Consider the following 22248-nt stretch of genomic DNA (forward strand, 5'->3'; position numbering starts at 1 on the left):
CCTAAAAAAAGGCCCTCTATACAGAGATGGTTATTCAATTATGATATTTTTTAAATTAACTTCATGATGCTCTCGTTCTTTCAGATAAGCAGCTAGTTCCTCTTGTAAAATATTTAATATTTGCTTAGCTGATTGTTGGATTGGATTAGGTAGCTCTTCTAATATATGCATCCCGACTTTTATTTTTGTACGAATTACCCTTCGTAGTAATTCCTCATGCATGTACTACACCTCCAAACCGAATATTTAGTACATCTTCTTCAAATTTTGCTCCTTGAATAGAAAGGTGTGTTAATGTTTTTGGTAACGTGATGTTCCGTTTAACAGAACCCGCTCGAATAATAAGTTCATCACCTTTTTGATTTAAGGAAAGTTCACTTTTGTTTGAGAAGGGAATGGACAGAACGAAAACATACTCATCGCCATCCTTTTTTACATATTGAGTGCGCCCGTTAAATTTTACTTCTGTAGGGGAATGATCAGTTTTAAATAAAGAATCTCCTACACGTTCTAACATAGACAAGCCAACAACTTCTTGTTCAAACATTGGAGCTTCGTAAATAGGAAGGGGTTGAAAACTATCTTGAATTAATGTTTTATATTTCTTCTGTGTATCTTTCCATGCCTGAAAATAAGGATCGGTGACAGTGTTAGGGATGACGCGGTTAATCATAATGGCATCTACGTTATAATCGTATAAATTCAAATAAGTAAAGCTGCGCTGGGCTTCTTTAATGACCATTTTTTCAGGATTTACAACGATGCGGATACTTGTTACTTCTCGATTTGATAAAATATCTCTCATTTCTCCGAGCTGTTCAAGTGTACTTGTTAATTCGTCCATAATATCGTCGGTTGGAAGAGGGACACCAAGGAGTGGTTGAGCTACAGGACGAACGACTTTTAAAACTTTTCTTTTAATAGGAAATAATTTTTCCATCCACCAGCCGAGCATGTCTGGAAAGCTTAGCATTGCTAATGTTTCTCCTGTAGGGGCACAATCAATAATGATAACATCATATGTGTTTTGTTTATAATAATCGAGTACGCGAAGTAGGCTAATTAAATCTTCCATACCGGGAAACATCGTTAATTCTTCTGTTGTAATATCATCAGCTGCTTTGGAAGTGAAGAGTAGTGTAATATATTTCTGTAATTTTCCCCAGCCTTTTTCCATTTCATAAATCGTATTAATTTCTTGTGCCCACAAATTTTCACGAATTTCTAGTGGTTCAGAAGATAGCTTTATACCAAATGAATCTCCTAAACTATGAGCAGGATCTGTGCTCATTACTAATGTTTTTAATCCTTGTTTCGCACTTTGAATTGCTGTTGCTGCTGAAATGCTAGTTTTTCCTACGCCGCCTTTACCTGTATACAAGATAATTCTCATCATTCATATCCCCTTTGTTTCGAATGTCGAATATTACGAGTGTCGAAGTAAATAGTTGAATAAAAACCCAGACAGGGTTTTATTCAATCGGAATGTTTTTCATTTTAGGTGTAGAAATCTTTTCTTCTGTTTTTTGCTGTGACGTAGCGATGTGATTCATGATTTTTTGGAAGATTTGTAGTAAGAATGCTTTTTCTTCTTCTGATAATGCTTCTGTTACTAAGCTAAAGTAATGGGCCGCATTTTGTTTTACTTCTTGAACGAGCATTACGCCGTTTTCTGTTAACCGAATTAATACAATACGTCGGTCATTTTCATCACGGTAGCGTTCAATATATCCCTTTTTTACAAGGCGATTTACAACGCCCGTTGTTGTACTCATCGGTATATCAAGAAGATCAGCAATTTTCGTCATTGTAATATCTGTATTTCGTTCCATCCAAAGTAAACAAAATACTTCTGTTTTAGAAAGTGTTAAATCTAGGCTTACCCATTCTTCAGGATAGAAAAGTTTCTTGGCGTTATCTAGCAGTAAGTCTAAAAAATGTTCATATTGCAACAATTAATTCCACTCCCGTATATTTCGAGGTTCGTAATATTTATTTTTATTTTATGTAGAATAGAAATAATTGTCAATGATTTTAATTGTTTTTTCAGATTAGGCAGAAAACTTTCTTTAAAATAGTATTCTTTTATGGTAGATTTATAAATATAAAAATAGAATTTACATAAAAATCCATCATGGTAAATATACTTATCTATAATGGGTATACAGCTAACGAGGGGGAGAACGATGAGAAGACGTAATACGCAAGCGTTCACGTTTTTAGCATGGACTTCATTTGTTTGTGCGCTTTCAGGTATGCTAATTGGGATTTATACGTTAGATGAAACGCTTAGTGTAAAAGGATACTATTTAATTGGAACATTATTTTTAACGATGTCTTGTTTTGTATTACAAAAAACAATTCGTGATAATGAAGAAGATAACGAGAGATTTCCGAAAAATAAAACGTTAGATAAAGAGTAAATTGTAAAGAAAGGCATTTGCCTTTCTTTTTTTATGTAAAAATGGCGTAAGTACTCTGTGTTGACTTGCTTGAAGTACTGAAAATTTGGTATCATCAATAGTATTGTAGATTGAACGATATATTATGGAGGTGGCCTAGCCGTGTCAAGAATTTCCGTTGAGAATGTAAAGCACGTAGCACATTTAGCACGTCTTGCAATTACTGATCAAGAAGCAGAAAAATTTCAAAAACAACTAGATGCAATTGTTACATTTGCAGAACAGTTAAATGAATTAGATACAACAGATGTAAAACCAACAACTCATGTATTAACTATGAAAAATGTTATGCGTGAAGATGTACCAGAAAAAGGTTTACCAGTTGAGGAAGTATTAAAAAATGCACCGGATCACAAAGATAATCAAATCCGTGTTCCAGCAGTATTAGAATAGAGGAGGGGAATTTCGATGTCATTATTTGATCATTCAGTATCAGAGTTACATAAGAAGTTAAACAACAAAGAAATTTCCGTTACGGATTTAGTAGAAGAATCTTACAAACGTATTGCGGATGTTGAAGATAACGTAAAAGCTTTTCTTACATTAGATGAAGAAAATGCACGCGCAAAAGCGAAAGAATTAGATGCAAAAATCGGCGCTGAAGATAATGGTTTATTATTCGGTATGCCAATTGGTGTAAAAGATAACATTGTAACTAACGGTCTTCGTACAACTTGTGCGAGCAAAATGTTAGCAAACTTCGATCCAATTTATGATGCGACAGTTGTGCAAAAGCTAAAAGCTGCTGACACGATTACAATCGGTAAATTAAACATGGACGAGTTCGCAATGGGTTCTTCAAATGAAAACTCAGGATTCTACGCTACGAAAAACCCATGGAACTTAGATTATGTTCCGGGCGGATCTAGTGGTGGTTCTGCAGCAGCTGTAGCAGCAGGAGAAGTACTATTCTCTCTAGGTTCTGATACGGGTGGTTCTATCCGTCAGCCAGCTGCATATTGCGGTGTTGTAGGTTTAAAACCAACTTATGGACGCGTATCTCGTTACGGATTAGTAGCATTCGCATCTTCACTTGACCAAATCGGACCGATTACACGTACAGTAGAAGACAATGCATACTTATTACAAGCTATTTCAGGTATTGACCGCATGGATGCAACTTCTGCAAACGTTGAAGTTGGAAACTATTTAGCTGGTTTAACAGGCGATGTTAAAGGTTTACGCATTGCTGTACCGAAAGAATACTTAGGAGAAGGTGTTGGCGAAGAAGCTCGTGAGTCAGTACTAGCTGCTTTAAAAGTATTAGAAGGTATGGGCGCAACTTGGGAGGAAGTATCGCTTCCACACTCTAAATACGCTCTAGCAACGTATTACTTACTATCTTCTTCTGAAGCATCTGCGAACCTTTCACGCTTTGATGGCGTGCGTTACGGTGTTCGTTCTGATAATGTAAATAACTTATTAGATCTTTACAAAAACACACGTAGTGAAGGTTTCGGTGATGAAGTTAAACGTCGTATTATGCTTGGTACATTTGCGCTTAGCTCTGGTTACTATGATGCATATTACAAGAAAGCACAACAAGTACGTACATTAATTAAAAACGACTTTGAAAATGTATTTGCTAACTATGATGTTATTATTGGACCAACAACGCCAACTCCGGCATTTAAAGTGGGCGAAAAAGTTGATGATCCAATGACAATGTATGCAAATGACATTTTAACAATCCCAGTAAACTTAGCGGGTGTTCCAGCGATTTCTGTTCCATGTGGATTCGGTGCTAACAACATGCCACTTGGTCTACAAATCATTGGTAAACACTTCGATGAAGCGACAATTTACCGCGTTGCACATGCGTTTGAGCAAGCAACAGACTATCATACAAAAAAAGCAAGTCTGTAAGGAGGCGAGCATAGATGAATTTAGAAACAATTATTGGTTTAGAGGTTCACGTTGAGTTAAAAACAAATTCGAAAATTTTCTCTGCGAGTCCAACAGAATTCGGAGCGGAGCCAAATACACAAACAAGTGTAATTGACTTAGGATACCCAGGGGTACTTCCTACTTTAAATAAAGAAGCAGTTAACTTTGCAATGAAAGCTGCAATGGCATTAAACTGTGAAATCGCAACGGAAACGAAGTTTGACCGTAAAAACTATTTCTATCCAGATAACCCGAAAGCTTACCAAATCTCTCAATTTGATAAGCCAATTGGTGAAAATGGTTGGATTGAAATCGAAGTAGACGGTAAAAAGAAACGTATCGGTATTACACGTCTTCATTTAGAAGAAGATGCTGGTAAATCAACGCATACAGCTGATGGTTCATTAGTAGACTACAACCGTCAAGGTATGCCTTTAATCGAGATCGTATCTGAGCCAGATATGCGTACGCCAGAAGAAGCATATGCATACTTAGAGAAGTTAAAATCAATCATTCAATACACTGGTGTATCTGATTGTAAGATGGAAGAAGGTTCCTTACGTTGTGATGCGAACATTTCTCTTCGTCCAGTTGGACAAGAGAAGTTCGGTACAAAAGCGGAACTGAAAAACTTAAACTCATTCACTTACGTACAAAAAGGTCTTGAGCATGAGCAAGTGCGCCAAGAAAAAGAACTGTTATCTGGTGGCATCATCCAACAAGAAACACGTCGTTATGATGAAGCAACGAAGAAAACAATCTTAATGCGTGTGAAAGAAGGATCTGACGATTACCGTTACTTCCCGGAGCCAGACTTAGTTGAACTTTACATCGATGATGAGTGGAAAGAAGCAGTTCGAGCTTCTATTCCAGAACTTCCAGATGCACGTAAAGCTCGCTACGTTGCAGAACTAGGCTTACCAGCTTATGATGCACACGTGTTAACATTAACGAAAGAAATGTCTGATTTCTTTGAAGCAACTGTTGCAGACGGTGCTGATGCGAAATTAACATCGAACTGGTTAATGGGTGAAGTACTTGCATACTTAAACAAACAACAAAAAGAATTAAAAGACGTTGCATTAACGCCTGCTGGTTTATCTAAAATGGTTCAATTAATTGAAAAAGGTACAATTTCTTCTAAAATCGCGAAGAAAGTATTTAATGAATTAATTGAAAAAGGTGGAGACCCAGAAGAAATCGTTAAAGCGAAAGGTCTTGTTCAAATTTCTGATGAGGGTACACTTCGTAAAGTTGTAACAGAAATTCTTGATAATAATGAGCAATCTATCGAAGACTTTAAAAACGGTAAAGACCGTGCAATTGGCTTCTTAGTTGGTCAAATTATGAAAGCTACAAAAGGACAAGCAAATCCACCACTTGTTAACAAAATCTTACTTGAAGAGATTAATAAGCGATAATAGTAGTGACTTTTAAAGATTAAGCAGAAAAACACCCGTACATGGGTGTTTTTCTAGGTTAATCAAACGTTTGTTTAAATGAGACAAAATCGTTTAAACAAACGTTTGATTAACTGTCAAAAGTGGAAAAATGTTTGTATAGCAACTATGGTATGATAGTTGCAAAAAGGTGGGAATAATGATAAATCTAAACATAGAGGTTTTTTTCATCTCATGAAATAATAGATAGTTATTATTCGTTATATGTAAATTTTTATGGAAGAATGGATAGAAATAAAGTGAAACTTTAATCAGTAGGAGGTTCATCCACCATTGATTATTAGCCCTCACCAATCGGGCATTTACTGCCCGCAAATAGCGGGATAAATTTTGGAGTCAAATAAAAAAACCATTGAAATGAATATTTACTTTTGATGGACTACACGAATCGGGTTCTTACTGCCTGTTTGAGCGGGATAAAAGAAGGATAGCAAGATGAGAGGAGGTAGGCATGGGAATACTGAATAGAAGTTCAGTATGTTCTTTTTCGATACATAAAGAAATTTCCTGTGCTAATAAATGATGAAGCGAGCAAGAATTATTTATAATCCTACTTCTGGGCGTGAGCTATTTAAGAAGAGCTTACCAGAAGTATTACAAAAATTAGAACAAGCTGGCTATGAGACATCTTGTCATGCGACAACGGGTCCTGGAGACGCTACTGTGGCGGCGAGGCAAGCTGCGGATCGTAAGTTTGATGTTGTTATTGCGGCTGGTGGCGACGGTACATTAAATGAAGTAGTAAACGGTTTAGTTGGGCATGAATTCCGTCCGAAATTTGGAATTATTCCAGTTGGAACGACAAATGACTTTGCACGTGCAATTGGTGTACCTCGTTCTATTGAAGAGGCAGCAGATATTATTTGCGAAGGAAAAACAGTGCCATTAGACCTCGGTAGAGCGAACGATACATATTTTATTAACATCGCTGGTGGCGGTCGTATTACAGAATTAACATACGAAGTACCGAGTAAGTTAAAGACAGTATTAGGACAACTTGCTTATTACCTAAAAGGTATCGAGATGTTACCATCATTGCATCCGACATATGTTGAAATTGAGTATGATGGAAAGTTACTACAAGAAGAAATTACGATGTTTTTAATTACGAATACTCGTTCAGTAGGTGGATTTGAAAAGGTAGCACCGTATGCATCTATTAACGATGGGTTATTTGACCTATTAGTACTGAAAAAAGGTTCTATCGCTGATTTAATTAAAGCAGCAACACAAGCACAACGTGGTGAACATATTAATAATCCAAAAGTGTTATATACACAAGCGAACCGAATTAAAGTACATTCACCAGATAAACTAATGATTAATTTAGATGGTGAGTATGGTGGAGATGCACCGATGGAATTCGAAAATATATATCATTGTTTAGAACTATTTGTTCCTGAACATCAAGAGGATGCCCTGTAAAGGCATCCTTTTTTACTTTGTTAAAATGAATTGTAAATTGGGAGTTAGTTTGATTTTTATGGTATTTTTACAATTCTTTTATTTTACATCCATACTTTATTGATACACTGGAAGAGATAAGAAATGAGAGGTAGGGTAACTAACTGTTACGATTTATTTAACCGATTATAACCAATGTTAATTAAATATATCAGTAAGCCCTGCTAGTCAAGTGATTGGCTAGTAGTGAGGGTTAACTGCGGGCAATCCCTAAAGCTGATTGAACTACAACGTGGCTAGAAATAGCGAGCGTGAATGTTGCGAAAGCAGAAAAAATCAATCAGATGGTGCAAGGTTAAATCCTAAACACTAGAACAATGGGTCTTCCGCCTCGAATCATCTAAGTCAAAAGTGATAGGATGAACGTTCAACGACTATCTCGTATAACTGACGAGAGTACATCACAAGCCTATGGTGGTGGAAAAATCCTCTATCTCTAAAGAGATAAACATATAGTCTGCGCTCATGTGAAAACATGAGAAGTTCATAAGAGAACTGGCTAAGGAATTGCGCCCTTAGTTGAACAAGATAAATTTTATTGAATCTATCAAACTTTATTGATTTTATCGAACGTACGTGCTATGTTTGGTTCGATGAGGTGAGAATAATAATGAAATTTTCACGAGTTAGTCAAGTATCGGAATTAACAGGTTTGCATCCGAGTGGTCTCAGGAGAATGCTGGTGGAACACGCTACGATTCAGAAGAACAAATCTTTCATTAAAGGAGTTACATTCTGATGATATTGGCGAAGAAAGTTAGACTGATTCCAACGCCTGAACAAGAAAAAGTGCTTAGAAACCATGCTGGTGCTGCAAGATTTGCTTATAACTATTGTAAAAGAATAAGTGATAGATATTATAAGCTATTTGGAAAATCTGTTTCACAGTTAGCTTTACAGAAACGATTTACAAAGATCAAGAAGCGAAAGAGATATGAGTGGTTACATGACATCAACGCACAAGTTCCTAAACAGGCTTCAAAAGATTTTGACAAGGCGCGAAAACATTCGTTCAAAAAGTACAAAAATGGTTATCACACTTCTTATAAATCCAAAAAAGATTTAATTCAAGGGTTTTATGCCAATTATGAAAGACTGATTATAGGAAAGAAAGTAGTTGATATTCAGTCTATTGGAGAAGTGAAAACAAGCCAACAACTACCAAGAAACAAAAAGCCATCCAATCCAAGAGTTACCTTTGATGGTCGTCACTGGTGGATTAGTGTAGGGTTCCAAGAAGACTTTGAATCACAAGAACTAACCAATGAGTCGATTGGTGTGGATGTTGGTTTAAAAGAGCTGTTTGTAGCTTCTAATGGTACGAAAGAACGAAATATAAACAAAGATGCTAAGGTTAAAAAACTTTTGAAAAGGAAAAAGTCAGCACAAAGAGATATGTCTAGGAGATTTAAAAAAGGTGTAAAAATTCAATCTGCCGGATATGAAAAAGCGAAAGCTGAGCACCTGCGGTTATCTAGGAAAATTACGAATATCCGAAATAACCATATCCATCAAGCAACAGCTAAATTGGTGAAAACCAAACCAATGAGAATTGTTGTGGAAGACTTATCTATTTCAAACCTGTTAAAAAACAAAAAACTATCGAAAGCATTTTCATTTCAAAAATTAAACTTCTTCTTTCAATGTTTGTCATACAAGTGCGAGAAGTATGGCATTGCGTATGTAAAAGCTGATAAATGGTTCGCCTCAAGCAAGATTTGTTCATGTTGCGGCATGAAATACGACCATTCAGTTCAACCAGAAGGACAGTGGAGTTTAAAAATACGTGAGTGGCGTTGTGCTTCATGTAATAGCCATCACGATAGAGATTTAAATGCTTCGATAAATTTATCAAGATGGGTAAAATAAAAGCTTGATAATAGGAGGTAACGATACTGCCTCGTGTGGAGTGTTATACCCCTCGTCCCTTTGGGGCTGCGAGAACACGATGAAGCACTAACTTGTGTGAATTTGATTGAATTGTATAGATTTAGTTAAGTTTATCGTATCGGTGCTATGGAGAAGGTAAAAGCGATATTATTTGATAAAGATGGGACATTAATGGATTTTCATTCAATATGGATAAAAGTAGCTGAAGAACTTGTAGCTGAATGTATAAGTTTATATCATTTACCAAGTACAATGCGGCAGACCTTATTAGAAGAGATTGGTGTAGAGGGAGCATTTGTTAATCCAAGGAGTGCAATAGCTGCTGGAACAAGCCTTGATGTAGCGAAGGGGCTTTGTAATTATATTGAGTCTGCTAGAGAAGAAGAGATGCATCAGTGGGTAAGTGAGAAGTTATTTTCCCTTATGTATGAGCATCGTTCGCATATGAAAATGACAGCAGATTTACCGAAAGTGTTACAGGCATTAAAAGATAAAGGATTTATATTAGGGGTTGTCACGGCGGATGATTTCGCACCAACAGAATTATTTTTAAAACAATATAAGTTGGAGAACTTTTTTGATTATATTATAGCCTCGGATACATTCCCTGCGCAAAAACCAGATAAAAAGATTATAGAAGTGTTTTGTGAGAAATTTAATTTAGCATCATGTGAGGTTGCGGTTGTTGGAGATACGCCAACTGATTTACATTTAGCCCAAAATGGCGATTGCTATGCAATTGGGGTGCTATCTGGTACGGGAGACCGTCCAACATTAGAACCACTTGCTGATTTAGTGTTAGATTCTGTTGAAGAGTTTATTTCTCAATCGGGTGAGTTTTTCTGGGAGAAAGAAAAGTCTAATATGTAAGGGAAATAAGTCTATAAAGACTCTTAATGAGTCTTTATAGACTTATTTTTTATGCCTGGATACAAAGAATATAGGATAAATGCTAGAAAAGAAAGTTGGCATACATTTTGCAATAAAAAGAGAAAACAATGTAAAGAAAAGGATGGGGTACGCAATGAACACAAAAAAATTTGCTAAAGTAAATGAACAAATTCCAGGACCGAAAGCGGCATCTTTATTAGAACGCCGTCAAAATATAGTACCAAAAGGAGTAAGTAACGGCATCCCAACGTTTGTACAATCTGCAAATGGTGCTCTTGTAACAGATGTTGATGGTAATCAGTACATTGATTTTGCAGGAGCAATTGGGACAATTAACGTAGGGCATTGTCATCCAACGGTTAAAGAAGCGCTCCATAAACAAGTCGATCAATACATTCATACTGGATTTAATGTCATGATGTATGAGCCATATATTGAATTAGCGGAAAAGCTTGCGGCATTGGCACCGGGAAGTTTCGATAAGCAAGTCCTCTTTTTAAATAGTGGTGCAGAAGCAGTTGAGAACGCGGTGAAGATCGCTCGTAAATATACGAAGAGACCTGGTATTATCGCATTTTCTAAAGGTTTCCACGGGCGTACATTAATGACAATGACGATGACAAGTAAAGTGAAGCCATATAAATTTGGGTTTGGTCCCTTTGCTCCAGAAGTATATAAAGCACCATTTCCATACGAATACCGTCGCCCAGAGGGATTAACGGAAGAGCAGTATGATGATTTTATTATTGAAGAGTTTAAGAACTTCTTCATATCGGAAGTAGCACCAGAAACAATTGCAGCTGTTGTAATGGAACCTGTTCAAGGGGAAGGTGGATTTATCGTCCCAAGTAAGAAATTTGTTCAAGAAGTACGCCGCATTTGTTCAGAGAACGGCATCTTATTTGTAGCGGATGAAATACAAACAGGCTTTAGTCGTACAGGAAAATATTTTGCAATTGATCACTATGATGTCGTTCCAGATTTAATTACAGTGTCTAAATCATTAGGTGCTGGTGTACCGATAAGTGGTGTCATTGGACGTAAAGAAATTATGAATGAGTCTGCACCAGGTGAACTTGGTGGAACGTATGCAGGAAGTCCATTAGGATGTGCGGCTGCATTAGCTGTTCTCGATGTAATAGAAAATGAGAAATTAAATGATAGAGCGATAGAATTAGGAAAAGTCGTAATGAACCGATTCGAAGAGATGAAAAATAAATATCATTGCATCGGTGATGTGCGTGGGTTAGGAGCAATGTGTGCATTTGAGGTCGTTCAAGATCGTAAGACGAAAGCACCTGACAAAGCGTTAACAGCTAATCTATGTACAGAAGCAAATAAGCGTGGGTTACTGTTATTATCAGCAGGAACATATGGAAATGTTATCCGTGTGTTAATGCCTTTAGTTATTACAGATGAGCAACTTGAAGAAGGATTAACAATAATTGAAGAATCGTTGCAAGCTTGTTATGAACAAACAAACATCGCTCGCGTTTAAAAACTGAAGTATAAATAGCAAACATTCTAGCTGACTCTATATTAAATGCAGAAAATTCACTTTATAATAAAGGTAGTGAAGTGGATCGATGGATTTGAAGTTAGGGGTGGCTAGGATGGTTGCAGAAAAGGAACGAGTGTTAATGGATTTAAAAGATGTATTTGAATATGCGTTTGACGAAATTTTTGTTACAGATGAGCAAGGGATCGTTGTGCGTGTAAATAGTACATGTGAAAGGCACTACCAACTAGCTGCCGAAGAGTTAGTTGGTAAGCATGTAAAAGAACTACAAAAGGATGGAATCTTTTATCCATCAGCGACATTAGAAGTGATTGAAAAAAAGAGGCCAATTGAACTCGTTCAAACTACAAAATCAGGAGAGTATTTACACGTTCGTACAAGGCCTGTTTTTGATGATGAGGGAAATTTAAGAAGAGTGATTAGTTATTCTCGGGACCTTACTGAACTCTATCAATTACGTCAAAAGGTAGAGGAAATGGATAATCAGCTAAAAACATATAAAAAAGAATTAAGAGAAACATATGAGCATGAAGGACTTATTTTTAAAAGTCTAGCTATGCAAAAAATAGTCGATACAATCAAAAAAGTATCTGTAGTGGATAGTACTGTTCTCGTTTTAGGCGAGACTGGAGTTGGGAAAAGTCGATTAGTACGCCATTTACATGAAGTGAGTCACCGTAAGAATGAAAGTTTCTATGAAATTAATTGTGCGGCATTGCCAACTAATTTAATTGAATCAGAGCTTTTTGGATATTCAGGTGGATCTTTTACAGGTGCGAATCGTGAAGGGAAAAAGGGACTATTAGAATCCGCGCATAAAGGAACTCTTTTTTTAGATGAAATCGGTGAAATGCCGATTGAAATTCAAGCGAAGCTTTTGCAAGTATTGCAAGAAAAAACATTTCGTCCTATAGGCGGAAGAGAATTAAAAAAAGTGGATGTCCGAATTGTGGCGGCAACAAATAGAGATTTAAGTATGATGGTGAAACAAGGAACATTTCGGAAAGATTTATACTATCGTTTGAATGTCATTCCAATTGCAATTCCCCCGCTTAGGGAAAGAACAGAAGATATTTTGCCGCTTATTTATCATTACTTGCAGCAATTTAATAAAAAGTACGGACGTGATGTGAAACTAGCGCCGAGTACGTTACAAATGTTTGTTGGATATTCGTGGGAAGGAAACAATAGAGAAATAGAGAATGTAATTGAGAGAATTGTTATTACTGTCGATGATGTTGTAACGGTAGAGGATTTGCCACTCTCTATGCAAGAGGCTGCAGTTGAACAATCGGGGCAAAGCCTTTATAAAATGCTGGAAGAGGTAGAGAGAAATATTATTCTTAAAGCGTATAAAACGTATGGATCAAGTTATAAAGTAGCTGAGTTTTTGCAAATTAGTCAATCTGCTGCTACTAGGAAAATTAAGAAGTTCATAGAGGAGGAAGAAAACATTGGATAAAAAGGCGACTTTCGTAAGTATAGATAAAAAGGCGATGTATATAAATGGTGAGTGGATTACACTACAAGAACAAATTGAAGTAAATAATCCTGCGACGAAGGAAATATTTGCAACTGTACCAAAAGGCGGAGTAACAGAGGCAAAGCAAGCTGTTGATGCTGCACATGAAGCTTTTAAAACGTGGTCTAAGTTAACGGCAGCAGATCGTGCCACGAAGTTAAAAAAGTGGTTCATGCTTATTGATAAAAATAAAGAAGAGATCGCAGCGATTATGACGAAGGAACAAGGAAAGCCGTTTGCAGAAGCGCTTGGTGAAGTAAATTATGCAAATAGTTTTGTTGAATGGTATGCAGAAGAGGGGAAACGTGTATATGGTGAAATGATTCCTGCTTCTCATCCGAATAAGCGCATTTTAGTTATGAAGCAACCAGTTGGCGTTATGGCAGCTATTACACCTTGGAACTTCCCGGCAGCGATGATTACGAGAAAGGTAGCCCCAGCGCTTGCAGCAGGCTGTACAGCCGTTGTGAAACCGGCGAGTCAAACGCCATTAACTGCATTGAAATTAGCTGAATTAGCTCATGAAGCAGATATTCCAAAGGGCGTAATCAATATCGTAACAGGTAGTGCAAAAGCAATTGCCGATACGTGGATGGAAGATAGTCGTGTTCGAAAAGTGTCCTTTACAGGGTCAACGGAAATCGGGAAAGAGTTAATGGCTAGTGCTGCGCAAACGATGAAAAAAGTTTCACTTGAGTTAGGTGGTCACGCTCCGTTTATCGTAATGAATGATGCAGATTTAGATAAAGCGGTAGAAGCGGTGATTGGTTCGAAATTCCGTAACGCAGGACAAACGTGTATATGTACAAACCGAGTATTCGTTCAAGAAGAAGTATACGAAGTATTTGTAGAGAAGTTCCAAAAGGCAGTAGGGCAGTTGAAAGTAGGAGACGGTTTCGGTGACGGAACGACTGTCGGACCACTTATTGATGAGAATGCAGTTTCAAAAGTACAAGAACATATTGAAGATGCTATTCAAAAAGGTGGAACAGTTTTATATGGTGGTCAAAAGGTCGCAGAGTTAGAGGGACATTTCATTCAACCGACTGTAATTGGATTGGCAAATGATACGATGCTTTGTATGAATGAAGAAACATTTGGGCCAGTGGCACCAGTTGCGAAATTTAAAACAGTTGATGAAGTAATCGAACGTGCAAATAATACACCATACGGTTTAGCTGCGTATATTTTCACGAAAGACATTAGCCAAGCATTCCAAATTAGTGAAGCGTTAGAGTACGGTATTATCGGTCTAAACGACGGTCTTCCATCAGTTGCACAAGCACCATTTGGTGGATTTAAAGAAAGTGGTATCGGTCGTGAAGGAGGCCATTTCGGCATCGAGGAATATTTAGAAATTAAATATATTTCATTGGGACTATAAGTAGTATACTAGAATCTCTATAAGGTAACAGAGAAGGAGATTTTAGTATGGTATATTGGCTATTATTACTTGTTACAATTATTTTTGAAGTAGCTGGAACAATTGCGATGAAACTATCAAATGGTTTAACAAAGCTCGTTCCGAGTGTACTAATTTTCGTATTCTATGGTATTTGTTTTAGCGTATTTGCTATCGTCGTTAAAAAGATTCATTTAAGCATTGCTTATGCTATTTGGTCTGGCGTTGGAACATTACTTATTACAATCATTAGTGTTTACTTTTTTAAAGAGCATATTAGTTTATTTCAAGCATTTTGTATTCTTTTTATTGTTTTGGGTGTCATTGGGCTTAAGGTTTCATCGGCATCATGAAAGCTATCTTTTGTAGAAGATAGCTTTTTTCTATTTGTGCAGTTAGCAATTAATACGACAAAATATGACAAGAAAGCGTAAAGCATTTTGTTATGATACATATGAAATATTGTCTTATGTGGGGGAAATAGTATGTTAAAAAAGGTGAGTCGAATTTTTTTGATTTCTGGCATAGCTTTTAGTTTAAGTGCTTGCACTGAGACTAAAGATAGTAATGAAAGTAAACAAGAAGATGTTCAAGATAAAGTGTATAAAATAGGGGAGACGGTAGACGTAGATGGTTTGCAAGTAACTATCGATTCAGTTAAATTAGGATATCCAAATTATGATGAGGATAAAAAGAAAGAGGAGATTTTGGGGATTATTTTCAAAGTGGAAAATAATAGTGAAAAGGAAATGCCTTTTGCATTTTATGAATTTGAGATTACCGATAAGAAAGGTACAAGATTTAAAGAATATAATAACCCTGATAGCTTTATTAGTAAAAAGTTAGCACCAGAAGAAAAAATTCAAGATATCATGCTATTTGACGTAGCGAAAGAAAATACGTATATCGCTACGTATAGACCAGAGTTTACGCATGAAAATAGAACAATAAAATTTGAATTGAAACCAAATAAATAAAGAAACACATTGGATTATCCAATGTGTTTCTTTATGGTAATAAATTTAAAACGCCCAGTTACCTTTACGGAAGATAGGCTCATGTCTGCCATCAGCAGTAATACCGTCAATATCAAGCTCAGCTGATCCAATCATGAAGTCGTTGTGTGTAATACTAGCGTTTGCGCCGTTTTCAGCAAGTTCTTCTTTAGACATTGTTTTTCCGCCAATTAAGTTAAATGCGTAAGCATTTCCAATCGCAAGGTGGCAAGATGCATTTTCGTCAAATAGTGTATTGTAGAATAAAACATTTGTGTTTGAAATTGGTGAGTCATGAGGTACTAAAGCTACTTCCCCTAAGAAGTGAGAACCTTCATCTGTTTCTACTAAATGTTTTAAAGCTTCTTCACCAGCTTCAGCTTTATAGTCTACGATACGTCCGTTTTCAAATGTTAACGTGAAATTATCGATAATATTACCTGCAAATACTAACGGTTTTGTACTAGAAACTTGGCCGTTTACACCTGTTTTAAGTGGCATTGTAAATACTTCTTCAGTTGGAATATTAGCCATAAATGGTACGTTCTTTTCATTTAAGCTACCAGCACCAGCCCATACATGTTTTTCTGGAAGTTCGATTGTTAAATCTGTTCCAGGACCTGTATAGTGAAGAGCTTTATAATGCTTTTCGTTTAAGTAATCCACTTTTGTATGTAATGTTTCATCATGTTCTTTCCATGCTTCTACAGGATTTTCTAAATCAGCACGAGTAGCTTTGAAAATAGCATCCCATAACTTGGCTTCTTGTTCTTCTGGCGCTACGTCAGGGAATACTTTCGCAGCCCATTCTTTCGTAGGAACAGAAATGACACACCAGCTTACTTTATCTGCTTGTACGTAATCACGGTATACTTTCATTGCTTCTCCAGCTACTTTATGAGCTGTTGCGATACGCGATGGTTCTACACCTTTTAATAAATCAGGGTTTTCTGCATAGATAGACATAAATGCAGCGCCTTCTTTTGCTAATTCTTCACGAGCATGTGCTTTCCAAGATGGAAATTCAGCGAAAGCTTCTTCAGGAGCTAGATCGAATTTTAAGCGTGTTAACGTCTCATCATTCCAATCTACATATACGTGTTTTGCACCAGATTTATATGCTTTTTCTGTAACGAGGCGTACAAATTGTACAGCTTCAAGAGGTGCACTAATTGATAAAGTTTGTCCAGGTTGAATATTAACACCAACATTAACTGCAAGAGCAGCATATTTCTCTAACGTTTGTTCAAATGACATATGTATAATCTCCTTTAATTTGAAAGATTTCTTACTATATATAATACAAGAAAATTCTAAAAATATATATAAATATAAAGTAAAAAGAGAGCTCAAAATGTATTGAGCCCTTATATTTACTTAATTGAAGAAGCAAACTGCTCTACAGTCGTTGTATGGTGTATACGAACGCGCTTCATCTTTAACAATTCATCAGGTTCACCCTTCGTAATGAATTGCCCAGGCTTTGTCGTCGTCGCAAATTGATAATACTTCTTCGTTTCTGCAACAACCTTATCATCTACATGACCGAATGGATAAGCAATCGCGATAACAGGCTTACCTGTTATTTTTTCTAGCTTTTCTTTTGAACCTTTTAACTCTTCCTCATAGTTTGTAATTTTCGGTAAGTCTGCATGTGTTGCAGTATGAGATTGCACCGAGAAAATGCCGGAATCAACCATTTCTTTTATTTCAGAAGTAGACAATGCTCCTTCTACATCAACGTTATCAACAATCATATATTCTGTTGCTGCCGGTTTAAAAGTATCATCTTTTAGCTTTTGTAAAATGCGAAATGCATTCATATTATTTTTCATACCGTCATCAAATGTAACGAAAATCGGTTTATTTACTTTATTTATATCGCCCCAGCGTTCAAACGTTAAAAGCGTATAACCATTGTCCTTTAAATGTTTCATTTGTGCTTCAAAGTTAGCTGGTGATACGAATAAGTCTTTAATGCCTTGACCATGATAATCATCAATTGCGTGATACATAAGAACAGGAACCTTTTGTTCGAAAGTAATAGTAGATTTCGTAAGCGGGATTGTTTTCCCATCTTCTTTCATTCCTGTTGCTTCAATTTGGAACTCACCGCGTTTTCCTTCAAATTCCTTTATATCAAAAGGAAGTGTGAATTGTTTCTCTTTTTCTTTAGAAGAAAAAGATTTAGCACTTTCCTTGCCATCAGCTGTGCGCCAAATTTTATATTGTACTTCATTTAAAGAATCTTTTATGTCTGTAATATGAATACTTGTGTTTGTAGATTCGTGTGTAACTGAATTATATGAGATTTTACCTTGTTCTTGCACAGTCTCTCCTTGTTTCTTAATCCCTTGAGCCGTTTTCTCTTTTTTAGGTTCTGGACTTACATTGTTAGTATTACAGCCTGCTAGAATGGCAGACGTACATAAAGCAATTGCTGCGTATTTTCTCATAAAAATCACCTTCTATTGTGTAGTATGTTGCATATTGACATTAAAATCCCCACCGCTATAAGAGTGGTGGGGATATACCCTTGTTCATCATATCATTTGAAGAAAATGAGGGGAATATGATTTTTAGGAGGCTATTAATGTAATAGTTTAGTGACTTTGAATAGATGTATTTTTTTGTTTCTTATTAGAATTAATAATAATATAACCGACTACAAAGATAAGAGGAATAATGAAGACATAGATAGGCATTCCCCATACATAATAGCTTTTCAGCGTTAAGACTAGTAAATGTAAGAAATCGAAAATTGCGTGAGCTTTCATAATATCCTCCAATGATTTTTTGAAAATTATAACATTTTAAACTTGTTATTTGTATAATTTGGAAAGTTATTTAAGCTAATTTTAAAGTAAGAAGAATACATATTAATATGCAATTTTGCATAAGGATATTTATTTTATTAAAATATAAAGATTTTATACTATAATGAAAACCGCTATAAAACTAAGTAAGAATAATGTATGGAGTGGAGAATAGAAATGAAATATAAAAAAATAATATATATCTTTTTCATATCACTATTTATAGTTGGTTGCCAAAGTGAAGTGAGTAAAGTGAATAGTGTGGAAGAGTATATTCCACCGCATCTTATGAATGCGGAAGTGACGGCGGATATTATGACACTTGAATTTCCTTATGAGATAAAAGAGAAATTAGAGAAAATCGGAAATAAAATGAGCGATAGTATTACAAATAATTTAGATTGGTATTTGAAGTATGCCGAAGAAGAAATTATACCGAAAAAAACGTTTCCTTATCATCAAAACTTAGGTATTACAAAAGAAGAATATGATTTTATGATAGATAAAATGAATAATGCAGAATATGTAAATACCAAAGACGGAAAACTCTTTTTTAAACAGAAAGATCATGAAATTCAAATTCTCTCTGATGAAAATTTGAAGCTAATTAAAAATATTCGAATTGATACAGAGAAGAATATAATTAAAACTCCTTTAGGAGAATGCGAATATGAAGGTGAAATAAAGGCGTCGGATGAACAAAAAGCTACTGGTCCATGGAGTGGGAAGATGTGGACTTTAAAAAGCGATGGATTACTTTATCATTTTTCATTAGGAAAGTTAAAAAACATAAACAAATCTATCATTTACATTTCAATAAAAGGTATATATAAAGATAGGGTTATCAATACAGAAGAAGCAGTTGAATTTCACTCGGTTTCATAAAGAATCAAAAAAACACCTTACTTGTTAAAGTAAGGTGTTTTTTTATTAAATAAACAATCCAGCGATTGTCGCAGATAAAATAGAAGCAAGTGTTGATGCAAATAGCATTTTCCAACCAAATTTAGAAACAACGCTTCCTTGCTTTTCAGAAAGGGCACGGATTGTACCAACGATTGCACCAATTTGGCTAATACTTGCGAAGCTAATTAAGAATACTGTAACGATTCCAACTGTACGTGGAGCTAATGTTGTAGCTGTGTCTTTTAAATCAAGGATTGCTACAAACTCGTTTAAAACAATCTTCGTACCCATAATACCACCAGCTGGGATAATATCTTGAGTTGGAATACCCATTAAGAATGCGAATGGAGAAAGTACGTAACCGAAGATTTGTTGTAAAGTAACAGCATGTCCCATTGCGCCTGAAGCTGCACTAATTACGTAGTTTACAACTTCCATCACACCGATAAAGGCGATCATTAATGCGGCAACGATACCAGCTACTTTTAAACCATCAAGCGCACCGTTAATCATTGCGCCGATAAAGCTGTCTCCGAATAGAGTTCTATCAAATTTCTGAATCACTTCATCTTCTTTCTTCGTATCAACTGGTGTTAATAACGAACAAACGATTAAGCTTGAGAATAAGTTTAGCGGAAGAGCTGCCAGTACGTATTTTGCATCTAACATCATTACGTATGATGCTGTAACAGAAGCAGAAACGGAGCTCATCGCAGAACAACAAATGATAAACATACGGTTTTTATTGAAATGCTGTAAATCGTTTTTAATAACGATTAACGCTTCACTTGAACCGAAGAATACAGAGTTTACTGCGTGGAATGACTCAACACGTGGTAAACCAGTAATTTTTGAAATAGCACCGCCGACAACGCGAACGATGAATGGTAAAACACCTAAATAACTAAAGATTGAAAGTAGTGCTGAGAAAAATACGATAATTAATAATACGTTTAAGAAAAAGACAAAATCTCTGTGAATTCCATTAAAGAGAAAATCGACACCTGTCGTACCAAGTTTAATTAGTTTGTTGAAAACTTTACTAATGAAAATAATGATTTGTTGACCAATCTTTGTAGCAAACATAAACCAACCGATTAAAATTTGGAAACCAATCATAATTGCAATTGCACGGAAGTTGATTTTACTTTTGTTGTTTGACAAAGCAAAACATAAACCTAACACGGCAATAATACCGATAATGCTCATTACATATTGCATGTAGTTGCCCCTTTCAGAAGTTCGTATAAAGTTTGTACATAAAACGCTCGTTATATTACTAAAAATAAAGGAATGAGGTTTTATGTCATACGTAAGATGTCTGACCTTTTAGAAAAATAAAAATAAAAAAAGACCCATATGGATTCACTTTCATCTATGAGAGAAAGCTAATCAATATGAGTCCTTTTTTGCGCATAGGCTAATATTCATTAGTTTTCCCCATAGTCCAGCAATTTAAGGTTGCCGGGTAGAAACTCTCGATCCATATTATCAAGTATATATGAGGTAACATCGTCCGTATTAAATTAGTAGTAGCGTAACATTAACAGAGAAGTATCGTCAATAGCTTTTTTTCTTCCAATAGAAAAAGACCATATAAGTATGATAAAATGTAACGCAGTGTTATGAAAAAGAGAGGTCGGAAAATGAGTACTAAAATGACGCCACCAGTTGAGAAAAACGAGTTTATAGATGTAGTATTTGAAGATTTAACACATGATGGTGCCGGTGTTGCGAAAGTAAAGGGCTATCCTATTTTCGTTAAAAACGGATTACCAGGTGAAGAAGCGCAAATTAAAATTATTAAAGTGAAGAAAAACTTCGCATTTGGTCGTTTAATGAAGCTTCATACAGAAAGTCCATATCGTAAAGATGCTGAATGCCCAGTATATAATCAGTGCGGCGGTTGTCAGCTTCAGCACTTAACTTATGAAGGACAATTACAAGCGAAAGAAAAACAAGTACGTGACGTTATGCAGCGTATCGGAGGACTAGCTGATGTTCCTGTTCATCCTGTACTTGGCATGAAGAATCCGTGGGTATACCGTAATAAAGCACAAGTACCAATCGGAGAACGTGAAGGCGGACTTGTAGCTGGTTTTTATCGCCAAGGAACGCATGACATCATTAATATGGAATCATGCTTAATTCAGGCAGAAGAAAACGATACATTAATCCAAGAAGTAAAACGTATTTGTGAAAAGCACGGTATCACTGCGTACAACGAAGAGCGTAACAAAGGAACACTTCGTCACGTAATGGCTCGTTACGGACAAGTAACAGGAGAAATTATGCTTGTCTTCATTACGCGTACAGCAGAATTGCCGAACAAAAAAGCAATTATTGAAGAAATTGCAGCGAAATTCCCAGAAGTAAAATCAATTGTTCAAAACGTAAATACGAAGCGTACGAATGTAATTTTCGGAGACAAAACGACAGTACTGTACGGATCAGAATACATTTATGACTTTATCGGTGACATTAAATTTGCGATTTCAGCACGTTCATTCTATCAAGTAAACCCAGAGCAAACGAAAGTGCTTTACGATAAAACGTTAGAATACGCAAAATTAAATGGTAACGAAACAGTAATCGATGCCTATTGCGGAATCGGATCAATCTCGTTATTCCTAGCGCAAAAAGCGAAAAAAGTGTACGGCGTTGAAATCGTCCCAGAAGCAATCGAAGACGCAAACCGAAACGCAGCACTAAACAACATGACAAACGCTGAATTTGGCGTAGGAGAAGCAGAAGTAGTCATTCCAAAATGGTACAAAGAAGGCGTAATCGCCGACACAATGGTCGTAGACCCACCGCGTAAAGGCTGTGACGAAGCATTACTAAATACAATCATCGACATGAAGCCAAACCGCGTCGTATACGTATCATGTAACCCAGCAACATTAGCACGTGATTTAAAAGTACTAGAAGAAGGCGGATATAAAACGCAGGAAGTACAACCTGTTGATATGTTCCCGCATACGACGCATGTGGAGTGTGTGGCTTGGCTTAAGTTAGTATAATAGGAAAGCAG

At 36.1% G+C, this 22248-nt stretch carries 22 protein-coding genes and 1 riboswitch; of the genes, 15 read left to right on the forward strand and 7 right to left on the reverse strand.

Annotated features, from left to right (window positions below; translation table 11 throughout):
• Positions 1 to 30: 30 nt before the first annotated feature.
• From ACTFR8_RS24810 to ACTFR8_RS24820, 3 genes are all read right to left on the reverse strand, one after another.
• Entirely contained in the window at positions 31 to 222 is a 192-nt protein-coding gene (locus tag ACTFR8_RS24810) for a DUF3926 domain-containing protein (protein WP_000544102.1), read from the reverse strand.
• Positions 215 to 1396 carry an ArsA family ATPase gene (locus ACTFR8_RS24815; protein ID WP_002098891.1) on the reverse strand — a complete coding sequence of 394 codons (1182 nt, stop codon included), beginning with the start codon at positions 1394 to 1396 and terminating at the stop codon, positions 215 to 217. Before ACTFR8_RS24815 ends, ACTFR8_RS24810 begins: the two co-directional genes overlap by 8 nt.
• Before the next feature lie 76 nt (positions 1397 to 1472).
• A complete protein-coding gene (locus ACTFR8_RS24820) occupies positions 1473 to 1955 on the reverse strand; it encodes a MarR family winged helix-turn-helix transcriptional regulator (protein ID WP_000942481.1) in 483 nt (160 codons plus the stop codon).
• Between the two features lie 231 nt (positions 1956 to 2186).
• Between ACTFR8_RS24820 and ACTFR8_RS24825 the strand changes: the two genes are divergently transcribed.
• The 13 genes from ACTFR8_RS24825 to ACTFR8_RS24885 all read left to right on the forward strand — a co-directional run bounded on the left by ACTFR8_RS24825 (position 2187) and on the right by ACTFR8_RS24885 (position 15474).
• Entirely contained in the window at positions 2187 to 2423 is a 237-nt protein-coding gene (locus ACTFR8_RS24825) for a YiaA/YiaB family inner membrane protein (protein WP_001254395.1), read from the forward strand.
• 141 nt (positions 2424 to 2564) lie between these two features.
• A complete protein-coding gene (gene gatC, locus ACTFR8_RS24830; RefSeq protein ID WP_000086999.1) occupies positions 2565 to 2855 on the forward strand; it encodes an Asp-tRNA(Asn)/Glu-tRNA(Gln) amidotransferase subunit GatC in 291 nt (96 codons plus the stop codon).
• A gap of 15 nt (positions 2856 to 2870) precedes the next feature.
• Entirely contained in the window at positions 2871 to 4328 is a 1458-nt protein-coding gene (gene gatA, locus ACTFR8_RS24835; protein ID WP_000051441.1) for an Asp-tRNA(Asn)/Glu-tRNA(Gln) amidotransferase subunit GatA, read from the forward strand.
• Positions 4329 to 4342: 14 nt separating this feature from the next.
• The gene (gene gatB / locus ACTFR8_RS24840; protein ID WP_001047685.1) at positions 4343 to 5770 is read left to right on the forward strand and encodes an Asp-tRNA(Asn)/Glu-tRNA(Gln) amidotransferase subunit GatB; all 1428 of its coding nucleotides are present in this window, start codon (positions 4343 to 4345) and stop codon (positions 5768 to 5770) included.
• A gap of 558 nt (positions 5771 to 6328) precedes the next feature.
• On the forward strand, positions 6329 to 7234 hold the full coding sequence (locus ACTFR8_RS24845; protein WP_000977679.1) for a diacylglycerol kinase: 906 nt from the start codon (positions 6329 to 6331) through the stop codon (positions 7232 to 7234).
• A 649-nt stretch (positions 7235 to 7883) separates the two neighbouring features.
• A complete protein-coding gene (locus tag ACTFR8_RS24850) occupies positions 7884 to 8012 on the forward strand; it encodes a hypothetical protein (RefSeq protein ID WP_000672782.1) in 129 nt (42 codons plus the stop codon).
• Positions 8012 to 9142, forward strand: coding sequence for an RNA-guided endonuclease InsQ/TnpB family protein (locus tag ACTFR8_RS24855; RefSeq protein ID WP_000599308.1), 1131 nt, complete (start codon positions 8012 to 8014; stop codon positions 9140 to 9142). Before ACTFR8_RS24850 ends, ACTFR8_RS24855 begins: the two co-directional genes overlap by 1 nt.
• A 147-nt stretch (positions 9143 to 9289) precedes the next feature.
• Positions 9290 to 10033 carry an HAD family hydrolase gene (locus ACTFR8_RS24860; protein WP_252209764.1) on the forward strand — a complete coding sequence of 248 codons (744 nt, stop codon included), beginning with the start codon at positions 9290 to 9292 and terminating at the stop codon, positions 10031 to 10033.
• A gap of 154 nt (positions 10034 to 10187) precedes the next feature.
• Positions 10188 to 11552 (forward strand): 4-aminobutyrate--2-oxoglutarate transaminase, encoded by a 1365-nt coding sequence (gene gabT / locus ACTFR8_RS24865; protein ID WP_033667321.1) that lies wholly within the window; start codon positions 10188 to 10190, stop codon positions 11550 to 11552.
• Between the two features lie 115 nt (positions 11553 to 11667).
• Entirely contained in the window at positions 11668 to 13035 is a 1368-nt protein-coding gene (locus ACTFR8_RS24870) for a sigma-54 interaction domain-containing protein (protein WP_252209765.1), read from the forward strand.
• A complete protein-coding gene (gene gabD / locus ACTFR8_RS24875) occupies positions 13028 to 14479 on the forward strand; it encodes an NADP-dependent succinate-semialdehyde dehydrogenase (protein ID WP_000358127.1) in 1452 nt (483 codons plus the stop codon). Before ACTFR8_RS24870 ends, gabD begins: the two co-directional genes overlap by 8 nt.
• Positions 14480 to 14526: 47 nt before the next feature.
• Positions 14527 to 14850 carry a DMT family transporter gene (locus tag ACTFR8_RS24880; RefSeq protein ID WP_000263262.1) on the forward strand — a complete coding sequence of 108 codons (324 nt, stop codon included), beginning with the start codon at positions 14527 to 14529 and terminating at the stop codon, positions 14848 to 14850.
• A gap of 132 nt (positions 14851 to 14982) precedes the next feature.
• Positions 14983 to 15474: a DUF4352 domain-containing protein gene (locus tag ACTFR8_RS24885; protein WP_000915112.1), complete on the forward strand. Its 492-nt coding sequence runs from the start codon at positions 14983 to 14985 to the stop codon at positions 15472 to 15474.
• Positions 15475 to 15519: 45 nt separating this feature from the next.
• Here ACTFR8_RS24885 and ACTFR8_RS24890 read toward each other — a convergent pair whose 3' ends face one another.
• The 3 genes from ACTFR8_RS24890 to ACTFR8_RS24900 form a co-directional block, all read right to left on the reverse strand.
• Positions 15520 to 16749, reverse strand: coding sequence for an aminopeptidase (locus ACTFR8_RS24890; protein WP_252209766.1), 1230 nt, complete (start codon positions 16747 to 16749; stop codon positions 15520 to 15522).
• Between the two features lie 116 nt (positions 16750 to 16865).
• Positions 16866 to 17948, reverse strand: a complete 1083-nt coding sequence (locus tag ACTFR8_RS24895) for a polysaccharide deacetylase family protein (RefSeq protein ID WP_001233715.1) — start codon at positions 17946 to 17948, stop codon at positions 16866 to 16868.
• Positions 17949 to 18095: 147 nt separating this feature from the next.
• A complete protein-coding gene (locus ACTFR8_RS24900) occupies positions 18096 to 18269 on the reverse strand; it encodes a hypothetical protein (RefSeq protein WP_000643592.1) in 174 nt (57 codons plus the stop codon).
• A 216-nt stretch (positions 18270 to 18485) separates the two neighbouring features.
• Between ACTFR8_RS24900 and ACTFR8_RS24905 the strand changes: the two genes are divergently transcribed.
• Positions 18486 to 19193 carry a hypothetical protein gene (locus tag ACTFR8_RS24905; protein ID WP_048567403.1) on the forward strand — a complete coding sequence of 236 codons (708 nt, stop codon included), beginning with the start codon at positions 18486 to 18488 and terminating at the stop codon, positions 19191 to 19193.
• 45 nt (positions 19194 to 19238) lie between these two features.
• Here ACTFR8_RS24905 and ACTFR8_RS24910 read toward each other — a convergent pair whose 3' ends face one another.
• Positions 19239 to 20435: a NupC/NupG family nucleoside CNT transporter gene (locus ACTFR8_RS24910; protein WP_001200484.1), complete on the reverse strand. Its 1197-nt coding sequence runs from the start codon at positions 20433 to 20435 to the stop codon at positions 19239 to 19241.
• A gap of 202 nt (positions 20436 to 20637) precedes the next feature.
• A riboswitch (purine riboswitch) is annotated at positions 20638 to 20739 on the reverse strand.
• 121 nt (positions 20740 to 20860) lie between these two features.
• Between ACTFR8_RS24910 and rlmD the strand changes: the two genes are divergently transcribed.
• Positions 20861 to 22237, forward strand: a complete 1377-nt coding sequence (rlmD, locus tag ACTFR8_RS24915) for a 23S rRNA (uracil(1939)-C(5))-methyltransferase RlmD (protein ID WP_000105019.1) — start codon at positions 20861 to 20863, stop codon at positions 22235 to 22237.
• Positions 22238 to 22248: the final 11 nt, after the last annotated feature.

It is taken from the genome of Bacillus cereus group sp. MYBK15-3 (assembly GCF_051916765.1).
In the GTDB taxonomy this organism is placed as follows: domain Bacteria; phylum Bacillota; class Bacilli; order Bacillales; family Bacillaceae_G; genus Bacillus_A; species Bacillus_A cereus.

Bases quoted from the DNA above. Each gene is read 5' to 3' on its own strand.
- ACTFR8_RS24810 (WP_000544102.1), bottom strand. From the start codon at position 222: ATGCATGAGGAATTACTACGAAGGGTAATTCGTACAAAAATAAAAGTC.
- ACTFR8_RS24815 (WP_002098891.1), bottom strand. From the start codon at position 1,396: ATGATGAGAATTATCTTGTATACAGGTAAAGGCGGCGTAGGAAAAACT.
- ACTFR8_RS24825 (WP_001254395.1), top strand. From the start codon at position 2,187: ATGAGAAGACGTAATACGCAAGCGTTCACGTTTTTAGCATGGACTTCA.
- gatA (WP_000051441.1), top strand. From the start codon at position 2,871: ATGTCATTATTTGATCATTCAGTATCAGAGTTACATAAGAAGTTAAAC.
- gatB (WP_001047685.1), top strand. From the start codon at position 4,343: ATGAATTTAGAAACAATTATTGGTTTAGAGGTTCACGTTGAGTTAAAA.
- ACTFR8_RS24845 (WP_000977679.1), top strand. From the start codon at position 6,329: ATGATGAAGCGAGCAAGAATTATTTATAATCCTACTTCTGGGCGTGAG.
- ACTFR8_RS24850 (WP_000672782.1), top strand. From the start codon at position 7,884: ATGAAATTTTCACGAGTTAGTCAAGTATCGGAATTAACAGGTTTGCAT.
- ACTFR8_RS24855 (WP_000599308.1), top strand. From the start codon at position 8,012: ATGATATTGGCGAAGAAAGTTAGACTGATTCCAACGCCTGAACAAGAA.
- ACTFR8_RS24860 (WP_252209764.1), top strand. From the start codon at position 9,290: ATGGAGAAGGTAAAAGCGATATTATTTGATAAAGATGGGACATTAATG.
- gabT (WP_033667321.1), top strand. From the start codon at position 10,188: ATGAACACAAAAAAATTTGCTAAAGTAAATGAACAAATTCCAGGACCG.
- ACTFR8_RS24870 (WP_252209765.1), top strand. From the start codon at position 11,668: ATGGTTGCAGAAAAGGAACGAGTGTTAATGGATTTAAAAGATGTATTT.
- ACTFR8_RS24880 (WP_000263262.1), top strand. From the start codon at position 14,527: ATGGTATATTGGCTATTATTACTTGTTACAATTATTTTTGAAGTAGCT.
- ACTFR8_RS24885 (WP_000915112.1), top strand. From the start codon at position 14,983: ATGTTAAAAAAGGTGAGTCGAATTTTTTTGATTTCTGGCATAGCTTTT.
- ACTFR8_RS24890 (WP_252209766.1), bottom strand. From the start codon at position 16,749: ATGTCATTTGAACAAACGTTAGAGAAATATGCTGCTCTTGCAGTTAAT.
- ACTFR8_RS24895 (WP_001233715.1), bottom strand. From the start codon at position 17,948: ATGAGAAAATACGCAGCAATTGCTTTATGTACGTCTGCCATTCTAGCA.
- ACTFR8_RS24900 (WP_000643592.1), bottom strand. From the start codon at position 18,269: ATGAAAGCTCACGCAATTTTCGATTTCTTACATTTACTAGTCTTAACG.
- ACTFR8_RS24905 (WP_048567403.1), top strand. From the start codon at position 18,486: ATGAAATATAAAAAAATAATATATATCTTTTTCATATCACTATTTATA.
- ACTFR8_RS24910 (WP_001200484.1), bottom strand. From the start codon at position 20,435: ATGCAATATGTAATGAGCATTATCGGTATTATTGCCGTGTTAGGTTTA.
- rlmD (WP_000105019.1), top strand. From the start codon at position 20,861: ATGAGTACTAAAATGACGCCACCAGTTGAGAAAAACGAGTTTATAGAT.